The organism is Neobacillus sp. NPDC093127 (assembly GCF_044754175.1).
Classification (GTDB): domain Bacteria; phylum Bacillota; class Bacilli; order Bacillales; family Cytobacillaceae; genus Neobacillus.
The window spans coordinates 46,342-65,019 of record NZ_JBIVOP010000013.1 but is presented as its reverse complement, the minus strand read 5'-3'; the positions used below and the strand labels follow the sequence as shown (position 1 = coordinate 65,019).

The 18,678-nt window shown below is 40.9% G+C and carries 17 protein-coding genes, 1 pseudogene and 1 riboswitch; of the genes and pseudogenes, 14 read left to right on the top strand and 4 right to left on the bottom strand.

The genetic code is table 11. The features are described from left to right. The first annotated feature begins 94 nt into the window (after positions 1-94). Positions 95-1,984: a Xaa-Pro dipeptidyl-peptidase gene (locus ACIQCO_RS17605; protein ID WP_400430654.1), complete on the top strand. Its 1,890-nt coding sequence runs from the start codon at positions 95-97 to the stop codon at positions 1,982-1,984. Between the two features lie 180 nt (positions 1,985-2,164). Here the strand turns inward: ACIQCO_RS17605 and ACIQCO_RS17600 are convergent, their stop codons facing one another. After that, on the bottom strand, positions 2,165-4,162 hold the full coding sequence (locus ACIQCO_RS17600) for a M6 family metalloprotease domain-containing protein (RefSeq protein ID WP_400430652.1): 1,998 nt from the start codon (positions 4,160-4,162) through the stop codon (positions 2,165-2,167). Between the two features lie 372 nt (positions 4,163-4,534). Here ACIQCO_RS17600 and ACIQCO_RS17595 point away from each other — a divergent pair, with 372 nt between their 5' ends. Then, complete coding sequence (locus tag ACIQCO_RS17595; RefSeq protein WP_400430651.1) at positions 4,535-5,098, top strand: DUF2062 domain-containing protein; 564 nt, start codon at positions 4,535-4,537, stop codon at positions 5,096-5,098. A 50-nt stretch (positions 5,099-5,148) separates the two neighbouring features. On the opposite strand, the pseudogene ACIQCO_RS17590 reads toward ACIQCO_RS17595, so the two are convergent. Next, positions 5,149-5,523 (bottom strand): annotated as a pseudogene (locus tag ACIQCO_RS17590) (C40 family peptidase); the annotation flags it as partial. A gap of 807 nt (positions 5,524-6,330) precedes the next feature. Here ACIQCO_RS17590 and ACIQCO_RS17585 point away from each other — a divergent pair. From ACIQCO_RS17585 to clpP, 7 genes are all read left to right on the top strand, one after another. Further along, a complete protein-coding gene (locus ACIQCO_RS17585) occupies positions 6,331-7,605 on the top strand; it encodes an L-lactate MFS transporter (protein WP_400430650.1) in 1,275 nt (424 codons plus the stop codon). An 89-nt stretch (positions 7,606-7,694) separates the two neighbouring features. Then, complete coding sequence (locus ACIQCO_RS17580) at positions 7,695-8,054, top strand: Na-translocating system protein MpsC family protein (RefSeq protein WP_400430648.1); 360 nt, start codon at positions 7,695-7,697, stop codon at positions 8,052-8,054. A 144-nt stretch (positions 8,055-8,198) separates the two neighbouring features. Further along, positions 8,199-10,556 (top strand): FdhF/YdeP family oxidoreductase, encoded by a 2,358-nt coding sequence (locus tag ACIQCO_RS17575; protein ID WP_400430646.1) that lies wholly within the window; start codon positions 8,199-8,201, stop codon positions 10,554-10,556. A gap of 25 nt (positions 10,557-10,581) precedes the next feature. Beyond that, on the top strand, positions 10,582-11,406 hold the full coding sequence (gene fdhD, locus ACIQCO_RS17570) for a formate dehydrogenase accessory sulfurtransferase FdhD (protein ID WP_400430644.1): 825 nt from the start codon (positions 10,582-10,584) through the stop codon (positions 11,404-11,406). A gap of 254 nt (positions 11,407-11,660) precedes the next feature. Beyond that, positions 11,661-12,299 carry a pyridoxamine 5'-phosphate oxidase family protein gene (locus tag ACIQCO_RS17565; protein ID WP_400430642.1) on the top strand — a complete coding sequence of 213 codons (639 nt, stop codon included), beginning with the start codon at positions 11,661-11,663 and terminating at the stop codon, positions 12,297-12,299. Between the two features lie 213 nt (positions 12,300-12,512). Next, positions 12,513-13,208: a sigma-70 family RNA polymerase sigma factor gene (locus ACIQCO_RS17560; RefSeq protein ID WP_400430640.1), complete on the top strand. Its 696-nt coding sequence runs from the start codon at positions 12,513-12,515 to the stop codon at positions 13,206-13,208. Positions 13,209-13,238: 30 nt separating this feature from the next. Then, the gene (gene clpP, locus ACIQCO_RS17555) at positions 13,239-13,820 is read left to right on the top strand and encodes an ATP-dependent Clp endopeptidase proteolytic subunit ClpP (RefSeq protein WP_400430638.1); all 582 of its coding nucleotides are present in this window, start codon (positions 13,239-13,241) and stop codon (positions 13,818-13,820) included. Between the two features lie 126 nt (positions 13,821-13,946). Here clpP and ACIQCO_RS17550 read toward each other — a convergent pair whose 3' ends face one another. Continuing rightward, complete coding sequence (locus tag ACIQCO_RS17550) at positions 13,947-14,867, bottom strand: MBL fold metallo-hydrolase (protein ID WP_400430637.1); 921 nt, start codon at positions 14,865-14,867, stop codon at positions 13,947-13,949. 162 nt (positions 14,868-15,029) lie between these two features. Between ACIQCO_RS17550 and ACIQCO_RS17545 the strand changes: the two genes are divergently transcribed. The 3 genes from ACIQCO_RS17545 to ACIQCO_RS17535 all read left to right on the top strand — a co-directional run bounded on the left by ACIQCO_RS17545 (position 15,030) and on the right by ACIQCO_RS17535 (position 16,896). Beyond that, on the top strand, positions 15,030-15,818 hold the full coding sequence (locus ACIQCO_RS17545; protein ID WP_400430636.1) for a hypothetical protein: 789 nt from the start codon (positions 15,030-15,032) through the stop codon (positions 15,816-15,818). Positions 15,819-15,822: 4 nt separating this feature from the next. Next, a complete protein-coding gene (locus ACIQCO_RS17540) occupies positions 15,823-16,287 on the top strand; it encodes a hypothetical protein (RefSeq protein WP_400430635.1) in 465 nt (154 codons plus the stop codon). 141 nt (positions 16,288-16,428) lie between these two features. Continuing rightward, positions 16,429-16,896, top strand: coding sequence for an SRPBCC family protein (locus tag ACIQCO_RS17535; protein ID WP_400430634.1), 468 nt, complete (start codon positions 16,429-16,431; stop codon positions 16,894-16,896). A 46-nt stretch (positions 16,897-16,942) separates the two neighbouring features. Here the strand turns inward: ACIQCO_RS17535 and ACIQCO_RS17530 are convergent, their stop codons facing one another. After that, entirely contained in the window at positions 16,943-17,203 is a 261-nt protein-coding gene (locus tag ACIQCO_RS17530; protein ID WP_400430633.1) for a CGCGG family putative rSAM-modified RiPP protein, read from the bottom strand. A gap of 266 nt (positions 17,204-17,469) precedes the next feature. Further along, a riboswitch (SAM riboswitch) is annotated at positions 17,470-17,571 on the top strand. 72 nt (positions 17,572-17,643) lie between these two features. Here ACIQCO_RS17530 and ACIQCO_RS17525 point away from each other — a divergent pair. Then, positions 17,644-17,799 (top strand): YezD family protein, encoded by a 156-nt coding sequence (locus ACIQCO_RS17525; protein ID WP_400430863.1) that lies wholly within the window; start codon positions 17,644-17,646, stop codon positions 17,797-17,799. Positions 17,800-17,952: 153 nt separating this feature from the next. Next, a complete protein-coding gene (locus ACIQCO_RS17520) occupies positions 17,953-18,669 on the top strand; it encodes a phosphoadenylyl-sulfate reductase (protein ID WP_400430632.1) in 717 nt (238 codons plus the stop codon). Positions 18,670-18,678 lie beyond the last annotated feature (9 nt).

Genomic DNA, 18,678 nt, shown 5'->3' with positions numbered 1-18,678 from the left:
AAAAATTAATAGTGTGAAAATTGGTAATTTATACACTATTGGCAGATCCCTCCATATCCTACAATTGAATTTATTAGGGTAAAGGAGGGATTTAATGAAAAAGAGAGCGTTTTCAATAGTAACTACATTAGTAACAACCATTGCTTTAACACTATCATCTGTGAATTATACAAATGCGGAAACAGTAGCGCCGAAAAAGAGTCAAGCAGTAAACTCATTGGCAAATGTAAAATCAGAGCCGAAATATTCTTACAAGGATGCCATTCGTGAAACCGTTTTTGTCCAATCTAGCCTTGACACGGATGAAAACGGAGTTCCTGATCGAATTGCCGTAGACATCATTCGGCCGAAAGAATCTGACTTAGGGCTGAAGGTACCTGTGATTATGGATGCCAGCCCTTACTATGAGAGTTTAGGAAGAGGCAATGAAAGTGAAGTAAAGGACAAAGATAAAGACGGGGTTAATGAGAAGTTTCCGCTTTATTATGATAATTATTTTGTTCCAAGAGGATATGCAGTTGTCTTGCCGGATATGGTAGGAACCAACCAATCGGATGGCTGCCCAACTACCGGCGGTTATGAAGAAATTGAAAGTATTAAAGTTGTCATCGATTGGCTTAATGGAAGGGCAACGGCAGTTGATAAAAATAATAACGAGGTAAAGGCCTCGTGGACAACCGGTAATGTTGGGATGATCGGTAAATCGTATGACGGCACATTAGCAAATGGTGTCGCAGCAACGGGAGTAGAAGGCTTAAAAACAATCGTTCCGATTGGCGCAATAAGCAATTGGTATAATTATTACCGCTATGCAGGGCTAACATACTATAATAATGGGCCAGGCGGATTGGCAAGCAGGGTGGTAAACAGTTCCCGGAAAGCAACGTGTCAGCATGTGTTTGATCGTGTAAATCAAGCGGCAGATGACGCCACCGGCGACTACAATGATTTTTGGAATGAAAGAAACTATGTGAAAGATATCAAAAACGTAAAGGCAAGTGTCTTCGCCATCCATGGTTTAAATGACTTAAACGTGAAGATGAACCATTTCAATGACTGGTGGGAAGCACTAAATAAGGAGAAAGTGCCTCGCAAACTATGGCTTGCGCAAACAGGCCACGTCGATCCATTTGATTTCCGCAGAGCAGAGTGGGTCGATACGCTGCATCGCTGGTTTGACTACTGGCTTCTTGGCATGAAAAATGGCATTATGGATGAGCCTGCTGTCGATATTGAACGAGCAGCAGATGTTTGGGAAACCCATGCCTCATGGCCGGAGAAAAATGTGAAATCAACGAAAATCCGCTTTGCACCTGGGGAAAACGAAAATTCACCTGGAGTTTTAACAACTGGTCCTGTAAAAGGTAATTTTACGCAAACCTTTACAGACAATCCGAGGCAAACAGAAACCGCGATGGTCACAAATGAAATGACCGTGAAAAGCGACCGTTTAGTATTCCTCACTGAACCACTAATCGAGGATGCGCGCATGAGCGGTGTACCGGAAGTTTCACTTCGAGCAACAGTAGATAAGGATAATTCCAATTTAACCGTGATGATTGTCGATTATGGAATGGATACCAGGGTCAATCATACCGGAAGTGGAGAAGGAATCAAAACATTGGCAACTGAAAGCTGTTGGGGAGAAAGTTCGGATACAGATGATGCTTGCTATCGAGAGACAGAAAAAACGTTCCGTACAGCATCGTATGAAATTGTCTCTAGAGGCTGGTTTGATCCGCAAAATTGGAAATCACTTTTAGCAGCAGATCCACTAAATCCAGGTAAAAATTATAAATTTGAGTGGGGCGCACTGCCTCATGACTATGTCTTTAAGAAAGGCCATCGCATCGGAGTCATTATTGCAGGAAGCGCGTATCAGCGGACACTTCCTTCGGCAACAGGAGCTACTTTCAATGTCCATCTTGGCCAAAGTGTTATTAACCTGCCGATCGTGGAAGGGAAAAAAGGCGTTAATTTTTAAAAGTAAGCTGTGTTGCCAAACCCACCAATGATTTATTGACAGGTAGACTATGTTCCTCTGAAAATGCAAGCCAGCAGTCTCCCTTTGGAGGCTGCTGGTTTTAAATGTGCTTCCTATGAATCTAGCAGTCTATTAAAAGAGGTAATACCCAAGGGGTATTACCTCTTTTACTATTATTCTTTAATTTCCATTACCAGGGCCAACACGGCGAGTCACGGTAGATGTCTTTCCTGCATCAGTCTCAGATGTGCTAGTGAAGGTAAGGTTTGTCGGTGTTGGCTGCATCTGACCTTTGCCGCCTTTAGGAATCTTTACGTAAACTGGTACGGAAACCGTTTTACCAGCTTCCACTTCAATCACGTTATGTTGTAACTGAATTTCCCAGCCAGCAACAGTTTTGGCATTAAGACGAATGAGATCTGTTGCATTCCCTGTATTCTTTACATTGAAATAGTAGACAGCTATTTTACCTGGTGCAGCAAAGTCTGAACTACCGTTTGCAACAGATACACCACGTGCAAAGGGGCCGGCGCCATCGAGATGGCGCACTGCTATCCGATAAGAAAGAGCACCTTTTGCGTCATATTTTTTATCTAACATGTAGAAGTGAAGACGGTTATATTCATCTGTGTACTCACTAACCACATCATCACCAGTCCCAGCCTTAAAGAGGGCGTCGGCTAACTGTTGATAATCCCCCTTGGAGAGCATGGCAGTGGATCCATCTGGCCGTTTGAAGTCTACTTTATTAATATCTTCTATATGTGAGTCTACTACCCAGATGTTTGGTGCAGTTTCGCTATTCTTTGTTTTCGCCAGTAATACTCCTGAGTCCGGAACAAAAGAATCAGAACCCACGCGGTCGACGACTTCGACTGTATAGTTATTGTACCATTTAGCCCCGCGCTGCATGTCAGCACGCCAATCGTCATTTAGTGAGTTTGCTGGTGTGTTATCCACCATGCTGATATTGATGCCGTGTATTCCCTCGCGTCCAAATTCGCTGCCAGTAGGCACCTCACGCGCAAGAATATCGGCGAACACTGGTCCAGTTTCAGCAAGTTTGTCGCGGTCTAGACTCAAATATTGGTCCGGCGCGAGGAAGCCTTGTTTGATTTTATTTCGCAGCATATGGTGTGATGGTGCGGATGCTCCGAGAGTAGATGGGACCATCCAGCGAGTGTGTGAACCACCTGGACCGTTGAAGCTGCCGCGGCTCATAATTTCCCAAGGACCCGAGTAAGTACGGGATACAGGAATAGCATATGGATTATTATAGTTGTCGCCTAGATTCATAATATGACCAAATTCATGAGCAAATACGCCCATTCCATCATTTTCACCTTGGATGGATGTGCCGCCGCCGGCACTTGACCAGATACTTTTGGCAGCATACCAGGAGGTCCACGGTACGTAGCGGGTAATCGCCGAATTAGGCATACCAGGTACATTTGCTCCAGCAACGATTGGACCGAATGGATTTGTTATCGCATCGGCATTTTGAAACATCATTTCGCCAAATTCCTGCCAGACGCCTGATTCATCATATCCTGCATGAATGACAAAATTAAAGTCGAACTTTTCACCTGAAGCAGCCATATCAGCCTTCGCTGCGTTAACAGCTTCTGTCCGTAAGTTTCTGCCTTTGAAGCCGGCAGGCATGTTTACCGTCTGCCCGAACTCGTTAAGACCATACTCGAATTCATTGCCCTCCATTCGATACGTACCGAAGGATTTGACCTCAATTTGCCATTTACCGAAGGAGTTTTCACGCCAATATTCATTTACTGTCCGATAATTGTTTAGCGCTTGAGGTTTATTGAGGAAGTCCTCCCAAAACTTTCCGAGCTCATCGCGAGGTATTTTTCCTGATATGACCGGGTTGCCGGCTATCTCTGACCCTTTAGGCTGGCTCAAGATAAAATCCTGGTCTTTGAAATCCACAATGATGAGAGCGCCCCTGATGACTCTTTCGGCCTTTACGTCAGCTGTGTTCCAGTCTACTCCTGGAACGGGCTTGTAATCATTCCACGTCATATCCCGTGGAAGAACCCAGGACTGGGGGTCAACTGGTTCGGGGAAATCAGATAATCCTGGCTGCGCTGCATAAACGGTCGAAGATACAGCAACAGTCAAAATACTAACTAAAAAAATAAGTGTTCTTTTTAATAGCCTCAATACATCATCCTCCTAAAATATAGTATGTACAGGTAAATAATAGCATCGTAATGCAAGACTGAATATACGGAAAAGTCATAATTTTAAAAATGATTAGGAGGTCCTGATTCTTAAGTCTCGAATACACCGTTTCGAGTCCTGCTTTGGCAATGGACGGGAATTAGTTTTTTCCATGAACATTTACCAATATATAATAAATTTTTTATTATTTTTTAATAAATAAAGTGTAAAATAGAAAATACAGCTGACATGCTGTGTTGATGATGCTGCTTTTTCTATCCTAATATGAAAAAAATTTTTTGAAGGGTTAGAATTTACCGTTAATATAGAATATAATAAACTTATCTTTTTTTTCATCAGGAGGGGTACCTTATGAGCATAAAACAAAAAAAGTATCATGTTTTTCAACGACTTGGACGTGCTTTTAAGTTAAACTTCTTAAAACTTCTTCGTTCTCCTGGAGGAGCCAAAAAGGTATCATTGGGATTTGCCCTGGGCTTTGGCTTGGAAATGCTGGTTATTTCAACGGCTTCACTAATATATATATTATTTGTACCAATTGTCCGGTTGGCTAAAGGATCGTTACCGGCTTCCATCATCGGAAATGTCATAGGAAAACTAACGCTGCTTCCCGTGATTCTGTTACCGTTTGCTAGAACACTTGGAAAAGCAATCTTTCCAATGCAAGTCAGAATCGGACACCATACATCTTTCTCTTTTCATCAATTAATGCAAGGTGATTTCCATAGTTTAGTTGGCCTCCTTCATGGGGGAGTCCATGCTTTAATTGGAATGACCATTTTTGGTGTTATCCTGGGCATTATTTCTTACTTTATTGTTCATTATTTCTATGAAAAAGAAAAAGCTAATAGGCTAAAAAGAAGACGACATAAACATGAGATTCGCATCAATAAAATCAATGAGAATTTAATATAAGAAATGTCTTTTGTAAGCTCTTACGGTAAAATTAAGGGCTTTTTCTTATATTAAATTCGAATCACACGTCCTTTAAACGCTTTTTTCCAATAACCTTTTGTCATGTCGGCAATAGCGACACCGGTAGAGCTTTGAGATCCAATGAATTTTCCGTCACCAAGATAGATCCCAACATGTCCGTCTCGTTTATACGTGTCAAAGAAGACAAGATCTCCTGGCTGCATTTCTTGAGGAGAAACTTGACGACCGCCCTTTTTTATCGAATCTGTATGGCTTCCGATTTCGATACCTGCTTGTGCAAACGCCCAATGAACAAAGCCGGAGCAATCAAATCTGCCACGGGCAATATCATTGGCATTTCTTCCGCCGCCAAACACATAAACAGAGTTACCCATGTACTTATTGCCTGCGCTCGTGACCGTACTTATGTATTTATTCTTTATTTTCGATGCCGCCTCATTGACTGTTTCAGGAATTTTCATCCTATTCTCTTGAATAGTTTCAGATACACGTTTCATTTCGTTATTTATATGAATAAGGAGATTTGGAATTTCTGGTTCCGCTGATAGTTTGCTTACTAATTTTTCTTTGAGGTTTGGAACCTCTGGTTCAGCTGTTAATTGCTTTGTTTGAATGGGAGCCTGTTTTACTTGGGTTAAATAGTCTTGATTATGTAAGTCACTAAACGATTCCGCATAAACCATATGTATAGAAAATTCGTTCCCGACCGCGGTAAGCATGATGGCTAAGCTAAACAATATTAGGATTCTTTTGATCACTCAACATCACTACTTTCATATAAAATATTATTTTATTACTAATCTTCAGAATGTTCATACTATTTAGTGTATTGGAATTATAACAGATAATTCTGTCAACTATGTTATAAGAGTATTACAATTTGATAACATTAGATATGTATTTCTCTTGAATTGAATTCGTTTGCATGGTATGATAAAAAACATCAAATGTGAACGAATTGTGAACTTTTAAAAAATTATGAATCACCTTTAATACGAAATAGCGTTCCTGTTGATCGGTTAAAGGTATTTATAACTCTATTAAACAATAACTGTTGGTACTTAACAGCGTCCCTGTTTAAGGCAAACCGTTGTAAGAATTCATTATGATTCCCTTTTTCTTAGGAACCTACAATGAATTTTTTCAACGGTTTTTATTTGTTCACAAAGCTTTTATATAAAATGAATTCCAAAAGGGAGAGGTAAGTAAAAATGAAAAAGACAAAAAATCGGTGGCTGATTGCTTTATCGGCAGTTGGGATTCACATTTCAATTGGTTCTGTGTATGCATGGAGTAATTTTACGACTCCATTAAAGGACTTATTCGGATGGACGGATTCAGAAGTGGCTCTGACATTTAGTATTGCTATTTTATTTTTAGGTTTGTCTGCCGCATTTCTTGGTCACTTTGTTGAAAAATATGGCCCTAGAAAATCAGGATTTCTAGCTGCACTCTTTTTTGGAGTGGGAATCCTCGGGTCTGGTCTGGCTGTTCATTTAGGTTCAAAATACCTATTATATGTTTTCTATGGAGCACTTGGCGGAATTGGATTAGGAGTGGGGTATATTGCGCCTGTTTCCACGCTCGTAAAATGGTTTCCTGACAGAAGGGGGCTTGCAACCGGACTTGCGATAATGGGTTTTGGATTTGCAGCCGCCATTGCTAGTCCGATTATGAACATGCTCATTGAGACAGTAGGTGTTGCCAATACTTTTTACATACTTGGAATTTCATACTTCATCATCATGATGCTATCCTCACTTTATCTTGAAAAGCCTGAAGAAGGATGGCTCCCCGACGGATATAAACAGAAAATTAATAGTGGCAAAGCGAAACCAAATATGGATTTATCACAACTGATGGCTAATGAAGCGGTTAAAACAAAACGTTTCTGGTATTTATGGCTGATGTTATTTATTAATGTGACTTGTGGAATTGCGATTTTAGCAGTTGCAAAGCCACTGGCGATGGAAAGTATCGGCATTGATATGACGGCAGCCGCAGCTCTTGTCGGAGCGATTGGAATCTTTAATGGTTTAGGAAGAATTGGCTGGGCTAGTTTTTCAGATATTATCGGACGACCTGCTACATATACATCCTTCTTTGTCCTACAAATGGTGATTTTCTTCTTCTTACCAGAGGTATCGATTAAATGGTTGTTCATGGGGATGTTAATTATCGTCTATACTTGCTATGGCGGTGGATTTTCCTCCATTCCGGCCTATATCGGTGATTTGTTTGGCACAAAGCAGCTCGGTGCAATCCATGGGTATATTCTAACCGCTTGGGCAGCAGCAGGTCTTGCTGGTCCATTATTTGCCGCTTGGATTAAAGATACAACAGGCAGCTACTCAGGCAGCTTAACGTTCTTCTCAGGATTGTTTGTCATAGCGTTTGTCATCTCAATACTTATCCGTGTTGATATTAATAAGCTAAAACGAGGCCCAATGAATAAAAATACACCATTGAAAAATCAGGTAAGTTAAGAAAGTTGCAAATTTTCTAGTAAACTAATACAATATTAACAACATTAACTGTATGTAAACCTGAAGTAATAGCAAGTGAGATGAGTTTATTGAGTAAATATGAAGCGGAATTTAGTAATATTGTTCGTGCGTATCGTAAACGGCATATGGGGAAAGGTCCTAGTCAAGTGCGAACAACCTTTTGTAAGAACTGGGCAATCTGTGAATTAGAGGGGAATTTATCTCCGATTGAAAAATTTATTGCTACTGCGGAAGATGGAAAACAAATGCTGCGGGCTGCTCGGACCGAAATGGTTAAGGAGATTTATAAGAAAAATCACCCAGCTGAGATGGAGGAACTTTTAGGAGTAGAATTCGTTAAGGTATTTGTTGATATCAATATCGAAGAGGACAAAGGAATGTCCATCTTCGTGTTTGATCGGGATATTGAAGAGAAGTTTAAAAATTAATGACTATTAAAATAGTTGGTACTTGGCAGCGAACCTGTTGAAGACTAACCACCTTGGTGCATTCATCCTTTTCCTGAGATGAATGCTGTCCTGGGTGGTTTTTTATTTGTTTTTAAAATTGGAGATCTTGAGGAGGAATGAAGGATGGGAAAAACATTACATCCAGGTCCACAGAAAAAATCAGTTGTGCCAGCACCCGAACACTGGGTGAGTCCAATTCCTTTTGGACTAGGAAAAATGAAACCAAAACATATTCGCGATACGATGAAGGTCGCTTGGGAGAATAAAGATAATCTCGGCTATGCCGCCAATATCTTTTCAAAAGGGGTATGTGACGGCTGCGCGCTTGGTGTATCCGGTTTATATGACCAGACGTTAACAGGACCACATGTGTGTACAACTCGCTTAAATGTCCTAAGACTCAATACCATGCCTGCGATTAAGCCTGAAATTCTTCATTCAGATATAGATGAATTAAGGAAATATGACAGCTCGGAGCTTCGGAAGCTTGGCCGTATTCCCTATCCATTAATCCGCCGTAAAGGGGAACGAAAATTTTCGCGGATTACTTGGGATCATGCGACGGAAATGATTGCGTTGAAAATGAGAAAGCTGAATCCACAACAATTTGCTTTTTATTTAACAGCACGCGGGATTACAAATGAAAGCTATTATGTGGCCGGTAAAGTAGCCCGCTTTCTTGGGACTAATCACATTGATAATGCCTCACGGATTTGTCACGCACCAAGTAAAACAGCGTTAAAGCGTTCGATTGGCGTCGGAGCTTCAACGTGCAATTATTTAGACTGGATTGGCACAGATGTCCTATTGTTTTGGGGCAGTGTCGCAGCGAACTCTTCACCAGTTTCTTCAAAATACATGCTTGAAGCGAAGAAAAAGGGCACCAAAATCATTGTTGTCAATCCATACCGAGAACCAGCGATGGACCAGTATTGGATTCCTTCAAACCCGGAATCCGCCTTGTTCGGAACCAAAATTGCAGATGATTTCTATCAAGTCAACATTGGCGGAGATATCGCGTTCATGCATGGAATTATGAAGCATTGGTTTGATATGGATGAGAAGGTGAATGGTTCTGCAATCAACCACGAGTTTGTTGAGGCACATGTGAATGGTTATGAAGAGCTGAAGAAAAAGGTTCAAGACCAATCGTGGGAAGCAATCATTGAATCTTCCGGTGTTTCGAAAGGACGGATTATTGAATTAGCTGAACTGTTAGCGGGCAGTAAAAATGCTGTTTATGCATGGGCTATGGGACTTACTATGCATTCATTTGCCACTGATAATATTTCTCAAGTGGCAAACTTGGCACTTCTTCGTGGACATCTCGGACGAAAGCATGCAGGTCTTATGCCATTCCGGGGACATTCAAGCGTTCAAGGAAGCGGTGAAATGGGGGCTGATCCATTCGTCTTACCGGGCGGCGGCTGGGATCTGAACACTGTCGAGAGAATCGAACAGCTTTGGGGATTTGAACTTCCAAAGTGGCAGGGGGATATCGTGGGAGTTACTCTGGAAAACATTGTCCTTCCAGAAGACCATGAGCGCAAAGTTAAACTCTATTACTTATCTGGCGGTAACTTTTTAGAGACGATGCCTGACCCTGATTTTATCAAAGAGGCCTTATCTGAATTAGAAATTCGTGTGCACCAAGATATTATTTTAAACACCTCGACATTAGTCGATGCAAAAGAGGCAGTCATCATATTGCCGGCGAAAACACGTTATGAGCAGGAAGATGGCGGTACGAGTACTTCAACAGAAAGGATGGTTTATTTTTCACCTGAGATACCGGGTAACAAAAATAGGGTGGAAGAAGCACGGGCAGAATGGAAGATTTATATCGATCTTGCTAAGCGTGTGAAACCGGAAACGGCTCATTTGGTTGATTTTGCTGACGGTTATGCCGTTCGTCGTGAAATTGCGAATGCAAACCCTGATTATGAGGGCATCCAACACTTGAAAGTACAGGGAGACGTCTTCCAGTGGGGCGGCGCTTGGCTATGTGAAGACGGGATTTGTCCAACTCCGGACGGAAAAGGAAGTTTAATACCTGTTGATATTCCCGATTTAAATAAGAAGCCTGAACAATTTATCGTCACCTCCCGACGTGGGAAGCAGTTTAATTCAATGGTTTACAATGAGGTCGATCCGTTAAACGGGGCAGGTCGATATGACGTGTTAATGAGTACTGTCGATGGGCAAAAACTAAGCATTGCCGAGGGTGAAGGAATCGTCGTATATAACGGTTTCGGCGTATTCCAAGGCAAAGCAAAATTTGTTGAGATTGCACCAGGTAATATCGAAGTGCACTTTCCGGAGGGGAACTTCTTGCTGCCGCGGGGCCGATATGAGAAATTTGCTGGAATCCCTGATTACAATATCACTGTTCATGTAGAAAAAGCAGAACGATATAACGCTAGGAAAGATACCGTCTATCTTGAAAAGCCAATTCCTGAACTCGAAACAGAAGTAGGTTAATTTTCCATGGAAAGGGGCAAAGCATGTGTTAAATGAAATCACTACTTCACAAAACATTCTCAGATTTAACGGACAAGACTTTTTCGAGGATGAGGATGATGTTGCTGTTGAATCAGCTTTAACTATTGCGGTAGACGGAAACGAGTTTGCCACTATGGTATGTACCCCATCTGACTTGCAGGAATTGGTGGTTGGATTTTTAGCATCGGAAGGTGTTATTCGCGCTTACCAGGATATCAAATCCCTTCAAATTGATGAAGATCGGGGATTCGCCTATGTGGATCTGATAAACAAACACTCTGTTTTAAAAGAATTTCATTCGAAGCGATTTATTGGTTCTTGTTGTGGAAAAGGTCGGCAGTTTTACTTTCATAATGATGTGAAAACAGCAAAAACGGTAATGACAAAATTGACAATCACGCCGGAACAATGCCGCAAGTTAATGAAGCAGATGCAGGAAAGCTCTTCTCATTTTCAGCAAACAGGCGGTGTTCATAATGCTGCTCTGTGTACAAGTGATGGAATTGTAGTATCCAGAACCGATATTGGTCGTCATAATGCCTTAGATAAACTGTTTGGCTACTGCATTATCCACCGAATTTCACTAAAGGATAAGATAATAGCTTTTAGCGGCCGAATCTCATCAGAGGTGTTGCTGAAAGCCGCCAAGATTGGGGTTGGAATTATCCTATCGAAATCAGCGCCAACCAATCTTGCCTTAAACTTAGCGGAGGAACTTGGAATTACCGCGGTAGGCTTTATTCGAGGAAACGGGTTTAATGTATACACCCATCAGCACCGGATCCAGGGGAACGGATCACTTCCTGCAATCATCGGTTTAGATGATTGATAGGAAGTGAGGTTCATAGAGGCCGTAAAGCTGAAAAAAAGCGGGATCCGGTCACTAAGAGAGGTTCATAGTGCCCGTGAAGTTAAAATAAACCGAATTAAGGTGCCTCCCTCCATTAAGTTAGTACGTTACTTCACCGGGGGGGCAATCATTCCCCTTTTTATCAAAGAAAATTGCTTTTAAGTAAACAATCATTCTTTATTACAAAAACGATATAATTAGAGAAAGGTTATTTACTTAAGGGGTGGATATTTTTGGAGATTGGCAATCCATTTAAAGATATTATTGAGTCAGAAGAAGGGCTGCGTTCCCTTGTTGGTTATCCAAGTGAATTAGTTAAAAATAAGGTGATTACCTATATTGATCACCATTGTTCAACCTTTATTTCCAAGTCACCATTTTTAGTTCTTTCTACTGCTGATGCCTCTGGTTTTTGTGATGTTTCGCCACGAGGGGATGTTTCTGGATTTGTCCATGTTCTAAATGAGAAATATTTGATCATCCCAGAAAGACCAGGGAATAAAAGAATCGATACCATGCGAAATATACTATCAAATCCAAATGTGGGGCTGATATTTTTCATACCAGGCTTAGGAGAAACGCTAAGAATTAATGGCAGGGCGGCATTAGTAAGAGATAACGAGTTGCTTGAAAAGATGACAGTAAAAGGACGAACACCTCTTGTGGGAATTGGAGTAGAAGTAGAGGAATGTTATATTCATTGTGCAAAAGCCTTTAAACGCTCAGGATTATGGGACCCAAGTTCCTGGGCTGATCAAGAAACATTACCTTCGGCTGCTCAAATATTATTTGAACACGCGAAGCTCCCAAATAGCAGTGCCGAAACAATAGAAGAAAGCTTAAATGAAAGCTATTCTAAACGGCTTTATTGAAAACAAACGACAGCTCGCTGTCGTTTTTATTAAAATCATAATAATGTTATGTAAACTCATAGTTAAAATTTGTATCAGCAAATTTCATTTCCCATTTATCTAATTGAAAATAGGTTAATTAGCATATAATGTAATAAAAAAGTTTTTGACCCCGTATCTTTTTATCCTTCTTGAACCGTTTATTGGGTAGAGAGTGCAAAAGGAGTGAAAACCATGCCACAAAAGCTTAGCCCTTTCAGCAGTGAAAATTCACAGGTTGATGATCGGCTGTGGAGCGAATATTATCCAAAGCTTCAGCGATATTGCCGCTTTCTAACCCAAAACTCATGGGATGGAGACGATATCGCACAGGAGACCTATCTTAAGGCATTAAAATATAACCAGCAACAAATGAGTTCAGCTTTGTTAAATAAAATTGCTTATCATCATTGGATTGATTTGCTTCGAAAAAGAAAAAATGTGACGGTAGAGGCTGATATTGATCATTCCATTCATGAATTGACAGCTCAACTCGATGAAATATCACATGCAGTTGATTTGCTCTTGAGGCATTTTACCCCAAAGCAAGCCGTTATCTTTATGTTAAAAGAGGCATTTCAATATCAGTTAAAGGAAATAGCAGAGCTAGTAAACACGACAGAAATGGCCGTGAAGGCAAGTCTTCATCGGGTGAAAAAACGTCTCGAAAAAGATGATCATTCATATTTAGCCGAATCATTTTGGGATCAGGAAGAGAGGGCTCAGCTTTCAGACATTTTTTATGAAGCCTTGAAAAATCAAGACCCAACCGTCCTGATTCGATCCATTCCATCGCTAACAAGTATTAGTGAAGTGCCAAAGCTTGTTTCACGGAATTTACAACCGATTCAAACTTATTCCCCTTCAAGCACTCTCTGTATGGCGGCATAGCCAATTAATCGCTTTAAGGAGGAAAAGTAAATGAGTACCATTCCATATGTGATCGAACAATCAAATCGTGGGGAACGTTCTTATGATATTTATTCAAGGCTGCTAAAGGACAGAATTATTATTATTGGCGATGAAATAAATGACCACACGGCCAATAGTGTCGTGGCCCAATTATTATTTTTAGCAGCGGACGCCCCAGATAAAGAAATTTCTCTCTATATTAATAGCCCAGGTGGCTCAACTTCAGCAGGATTTTCCATTTTCGATACAATGCAGTACATTCAGCCGGATGTTCGAACGATTTGCACGGGTATGGCCGCCTCATTCGGGGCGATGTTACTGCTTGCAGGTACAAAGGGAAAACGGTACGCCCTGCCAAATAGTGAAATCATGATCCATCAGCCTTTGGGTGGTGCCAGGGGGCAAGCAACAGAAATCGAAATATCAGCACGGCGTATCTTAAAATTAAAAGAACATATCAATCAAATTATTTCAGAACGCACCGGACAGCCAGTTGAAAAGGTGGCAAAGGATACCGATCGGGATTACTTTATGAGTGCTGAGGAAGCGAAAGAGTACGGGATTATCGATGAGATTCTTTATCCAAAATAAGTCATTCCAATTTGAACAATACAGGAAAAAATGAGGAAGGCAGACTCAAACTGCCTTCCTCGTTTTTCTTTTAAAAACAAATTGAATAACCAACGATAAATTAATTCTGTATCCCTTTTGAAAGTGCTATTTAGAACCCATAATAGTTTCCCCGAGTAAGAGCACCTTTAGTTGTTCTTCGGGGAGCTGCCGCTTTTCCCATTCACGGTATAACCGTTCTAATGCTTCCGGTCCTGTGTCATCGGCCAAACGATAGGCGCCATAATGCATCGGTACGAAGTGTTTCGCTTTTAATTCGATGAACGCTTTCACACTGTCTTCTGGAGAAATATGGGATGCAGCCATAAACCACTCCGGCTCATAGGCGCCAATCGGCATAAACACTGTATCGATTGTAAAGCGGTCCGCAATTTGTTGAAAGCCGGCGAAATAGCCTGTATCGCCAACAAAATAATATGTTTCTTCGGCAGTTTGAAAAATCCAGCCGCCCCAATGGGATGAATTCATATCTCGCAACGTTCGTCTTGTCCAGTGTTGGGCAGGGACAAAATGAACGGTTATCCCTCTGTATTCGGTGCTTTCCCACCAACTCATCTCAGTCACCTGCTGATAGCCCTTTCGGATAAAAAGGGACTTTAAACCAACAGGAACAAGGTAATGCGGGTTTCCTTTTAATTTTTTCAGAGTGGGGAAGTCCAGATGGTCGTAATGACCATGTGAGATGACGACGAGATCAATTTCCGGCAGATCTGCTAAGGAAATGCCCGGCTCCGTTAATCTTTTTTGAAACCCCATCCGCTTGGCCCACACAGGGTCCGTTACTATATTTATGCCATTTAGCTGAATCAAAAACGTAGAATGGCCAACCCACGTATAAGAAGTCCGGCTTCTGTTTTCGACTAGTTCCCTCACTATTTTTGTGGGAGATTGTTCGATGTTTACCGATAAATCCTTCACTTTACTTCGTCGTTCTTTCTGCCATTTCCTCATGTCTTTAAACGATTTGTTGTTTGATACATTATCTAAATTAGCATATTTCACCATCATCCACTCACCTTGATTTTCTCTCTAAAATCTATCATTAGGAAGAGTATAGCAAAATACCCAAGCAATCATCAAAAATTTGGTGCCGGACGAATGTTCATGAGGATAAATCAGCCACTATTTGGAAAACTATTGGTAATTAATTTGTTTTGAAGGTGGCCTTTTATGGATAACTATAAGAATGATAATACCGCCAAACGTTATAAGGCCCATGTTAGCATACTTGGTACAACGCTTATTCATTTACGCAATCCTTATATCATTGCCTGGTGGTCAGCCGCTTTCCCTGGATTTGGACATATGCTGTTGTCAAAATATCTTAGGGGATATGCCTTATTTATTTGGGAAGTGGTTATCAATATTAAAGCGCATGTGAACCTTGCCATGATTTACTCATTTCAAGGAAATATAGCCATGACAAAAGAAGTATTGGATACAAGATGGTTACTCATGTATATTCCCGTTTATCTATTTGGAATTTGGGATAGTTATCGAACCACAGTTGACTTGAACAAGGGGTTTATTTTAGCGGATCATGAAGACCACCGTTTCAACTCATTTAGCTTAGGACCAGGGGAGGTAAATTATTTAGATAATAGAAACCCCTTGATGGCCGTCATCTGGTCACTATTTGTGCCTGGGCTAGGGCAGCTTTATATCCATAGAATTTTGACCGCGTTCTTTGTCATCGTTTGGGTAGTCGTCTTTTTTTATCAATCACATGCCCTTGAAGCGATTTCTTTTTTATTCCTAGGAAAAATAAAAGAGGCTACCACTATTTTAAATCCAGAATGGCTATTATTCCTTCCTTCTCACTATGGGTTTTCCGCCTTCGATGCTTATATGAATTCGATTGAAAATAATAAACTGTTTGAAAAAGAACAAAGGAAATATTTAATGGAACATTACCAATCAACAGGTTTCCGAATACTAAAAGGACAAAAAGTGAAGTGATGATGTGCAGCTCTTTTCCACTTTTGAAAATCAGCCGGGCCTAGAAATGGCGATATCTACTTTGGAGAAAAACGGTATTAAAAAACAAGATATATTTGCTGTTCCCCTCGATAATCGGCAAGAGGAGCGTAAAGTTTTCGATACGCTTCACCGTTCGGACGGAACCTCACTAATCGATATTGGCATGGCTCTTGCCACCGCATTTTCTGTGATAGGAGCAAGTATCGGGTTTAAATTATCGTGGGGTCCCATTTACTGGGGACTTATCGGAGCATTTATCGGATTTGTAATAGGATTTGCCATTAGACTTTTAACCGAAGTAGTTTTAAAAAAGAAAAAAAGACTATTAAAAGGAAAGCAATCAGAAGTTATTCTTATTATTGATTGCAAAGAATCACAGTCTGAATTAGTAGAGAACATTCTTTGGAGTCATTTTGCGTTAGGGGTAGCTAAAGTAAAAAATACATGAACCTCTAAACAGTAGACATCTTGGGTACAACCCGCATAGTCCAATTTTAACAACTTCCCCCCAATTTGAATAAAAATAAACGAATGAGGGGGAGGGGGAATGATCCTCTACTCCCTTTCACAGTTTTAGGGGGGGAAACATTTGAAAATCGAGTACGAATATACCTTCGGGTTACCAAGGGGCATTGTATGGAGGGACTTAAAGGATGAAAACATCCTTAGGAACTCGCTGCCAGGCTGTAAGTCATTCGTAGAAAAGTCAAACGGATGTTACCAAGCTGAACTCGAGATTAGTATAGGCCCGATTAAAGATCTTTTCATTTTTGAAATACGGCGGGAAAAAGAAAAATCACCTGCCTTTTATCGCTTGCTTGTGAAAGGAAAAGGGAATCTTGGCGAGATTGATACTACAGCCGATATCATGATTGAAGAATCCCATGGCGTATCCAAGTTAACCTTTAGCACTGATGCTCAGGTAACTGGTGCGCTTTCTCTAGCAGGAGAGCGCATATTAGCGGCAGGTGCGAAAAAGAGTTTGGAAAGTTTTTTTCAAAAGATGGAGAAGGAAATAAAGAGGCGGCTTTATCAATTGAAAAGGGATAGCGGTTAAAAAACGGGTCCATTTCCCCCGCTGTGGAGTGGGGGAGTGGTACCAGCTAGTTGTTTTTCCATACCCTAAGCACATAGCCCCCACAGCCGCATTGATCGATAAATTTGCTTTTAATGCTATCACCAAAATATAAGGCCAGCGCCCCTGTTAAATAATCATTAGGATTTCCGAAATCTGCCGGTGTGACGATATTGACATAAAACCCCTTTGAAGTATTCGCAATTGCGTCAATAGCATCCTTTACAATCAATTCAACATCATTTTCATAATCCTCATGTTCAAGTGAAACAGACCAATTCTTGTCCATAAAACTCACCTCTTACCATTATTATAAAAGGAATGGGAAGTTTAGTTGGTGATATGTATCACGAATAAACCACATGTATACCTATTTCAATATATTAAATTCCCCGATCCTTCTGATATTTCATTAACAGAGTCCGTCCCTACAGCGAATTAACACTTTAATTTGTCAGAGAACTAGACCCCTTAAAAAGAATTTTTATAATATTTAGTTTTCCTATTTACATTAAACCTATTGGTATGATAGGATTAATTTCAATAATCATTCAATTCTTATCAAGAGTGGCTGAGGGACTGGTCCAATGAAGCCCGGCAACCTGCAAAGCAAGGTGCTAATTCCAGCAAAATGACCTTCATTTTGGGAGATAAGGTGTTAAACAGTGGTAGTTCTAACGCCTTTCCTTGATGGGAAAGACGTTTTTTTTTGAAAGGAGACGAATCAATCTGAAGGCAGATGAAAAGGAAGAACTAATCGCACATCTCGAGAAAATGATGGAGACCTTAAAATTTGGCTCGATCACGTTAGTTGTCCAGGATGGCAAAATTGTTCAAATTGAGAAAAATGAAAAGATTCGTCTTCAATCGTATAAGCATCGCTGACTAGACAAACTAGAGGCGGTCTTCACTTTATCAAAGTGGAAGACTGCCTTTTTTTGTTGAATTTCGGACGGAGCAAGTATTTTTCAGACAGTATGAGCGATTGCGAAAGTTGAAACTCAAGTTAGTTTTTAGTAAATAAGGAGGCATTGAGCCATGAATGAAGCAATAACGTATCAAAATTGGCAGCAAATATCTGATACTTTCCCAATCGTGGATGAAACCAAGGGTGCCCATTCTGTGCTGGAGTGGGCCTACCGGGCTTACCCTTCCGAAGAAATTGTCTATGCGTCCAGTTTCGGGGCTGAAGCGATTGTTTTGATTGACCTAATCCAGCAAATTCAACCGGATGCCCGGATTGTTTTTTTAGATACGGAACTGCATTTCCCAGAAACATATGAGGTCATTGACAAGATTGAAGCTCGATTCCCGTCGTTAAGGATTGAGCGAAAACAGCCGAAGTTAAGTCTCGATGAACAAGCGGAACAATATGGTTCGGCGTTATGGAAGACTGATCCTAACCAGTGCTGCAATATTCGCAAGGTTATTCCGTTAAGGGAAACATTAACGGGAAAACAAGCGTGGATCTCGGGTCTTCGGAGGGAACAGTCTCCGTCAAGAGCAAGCACTGAATTTCTTAATAAAGATGAAAAATTCAGGAATATCAAAATCTGTCCTTTGATTCACTGGACATGGGATGAGGTTTGGGGCTACATCAGGAGACATGAGCTCCCGTACAACACCCTGCATGACCATCAATATCCAAGCATTGGCTGTTTTCCTTGTACCCAACCGGCTCCAGTTGATGGTGACTCACGAGCGGGACGCTGGGTTGGAATCGGCAAAACGGAGTGTGGCTTACACACCAAATAGGGAGGGCTA

Coding starts and splice junctions, on each gene's coding strand:
- ACIQCO_RS17605 (WP_400430654.1), top strand. CDS start 95: ATGAAAAAGAGAGCGTTTTCAATAGTAACTACATTAGTAACAACCATT.
- ACIQCO_RS17595 (WP_400430651.1), top strand. CDS start 4,535: ATGAGCATAAAACAAAAAAAGTATCATGTTTTTCAACGACTTGGACGT.
- ACIQCO_RS17585 (WP_400430650.1), top strand. CDS start 6,331: ATGAAAAAGACAAAAAATCGGTGGCTGATTGCTTTATCGGCAGTTGGG.
- ACIQCO_RS17575 (WP_400430646.1), top strand. CDS start 8,199: ATGGGAAAAACATTACATCCAGGTCCACAGAAAAAATCAGTTGTGCCA.
- ACIQCO_RS17560 (WP_400430640.1), top strand. CDS start 12,513: ATGCCACAAAAGCTTAGCCCTTTCAGCAGTGAAAATTCACAGGTTGAT.
- clpP (WP_400430638.1), top strand. CDS start 13,239: ATGAGTACCATTCCATATGTGATCGAACAATCAAATCGTGGGGAACGT.
- ACIQCO_RS17550 (WP_400430637.1), bottom strand. CDS start 14,867: ATGATGGTGAAATATGCTAATTTAGATAATGTATCAAACAACAAATCG.
- ACIQCO_RS17545 (WP_400430636.1), top strand. CDS start 15,030: ATGGATAACTATAAGAATGATAATACCGCCAAACGTTATAAGGCCCAT.
- ACIQCO_RS17530 (WP_400430633.1), bottom strand. CDS start 17,203: ATGGACAAGAATTGGTCTGTTTCACTTGAACATGAGGATTATGAAAAT.
- ACIQCO_RS17520 (WP_400430632.1), top strand. CDS start 17,953: ATGAATGAAGCAATAACGTATCAAAATTGGCAGCAAATATCTGATACT.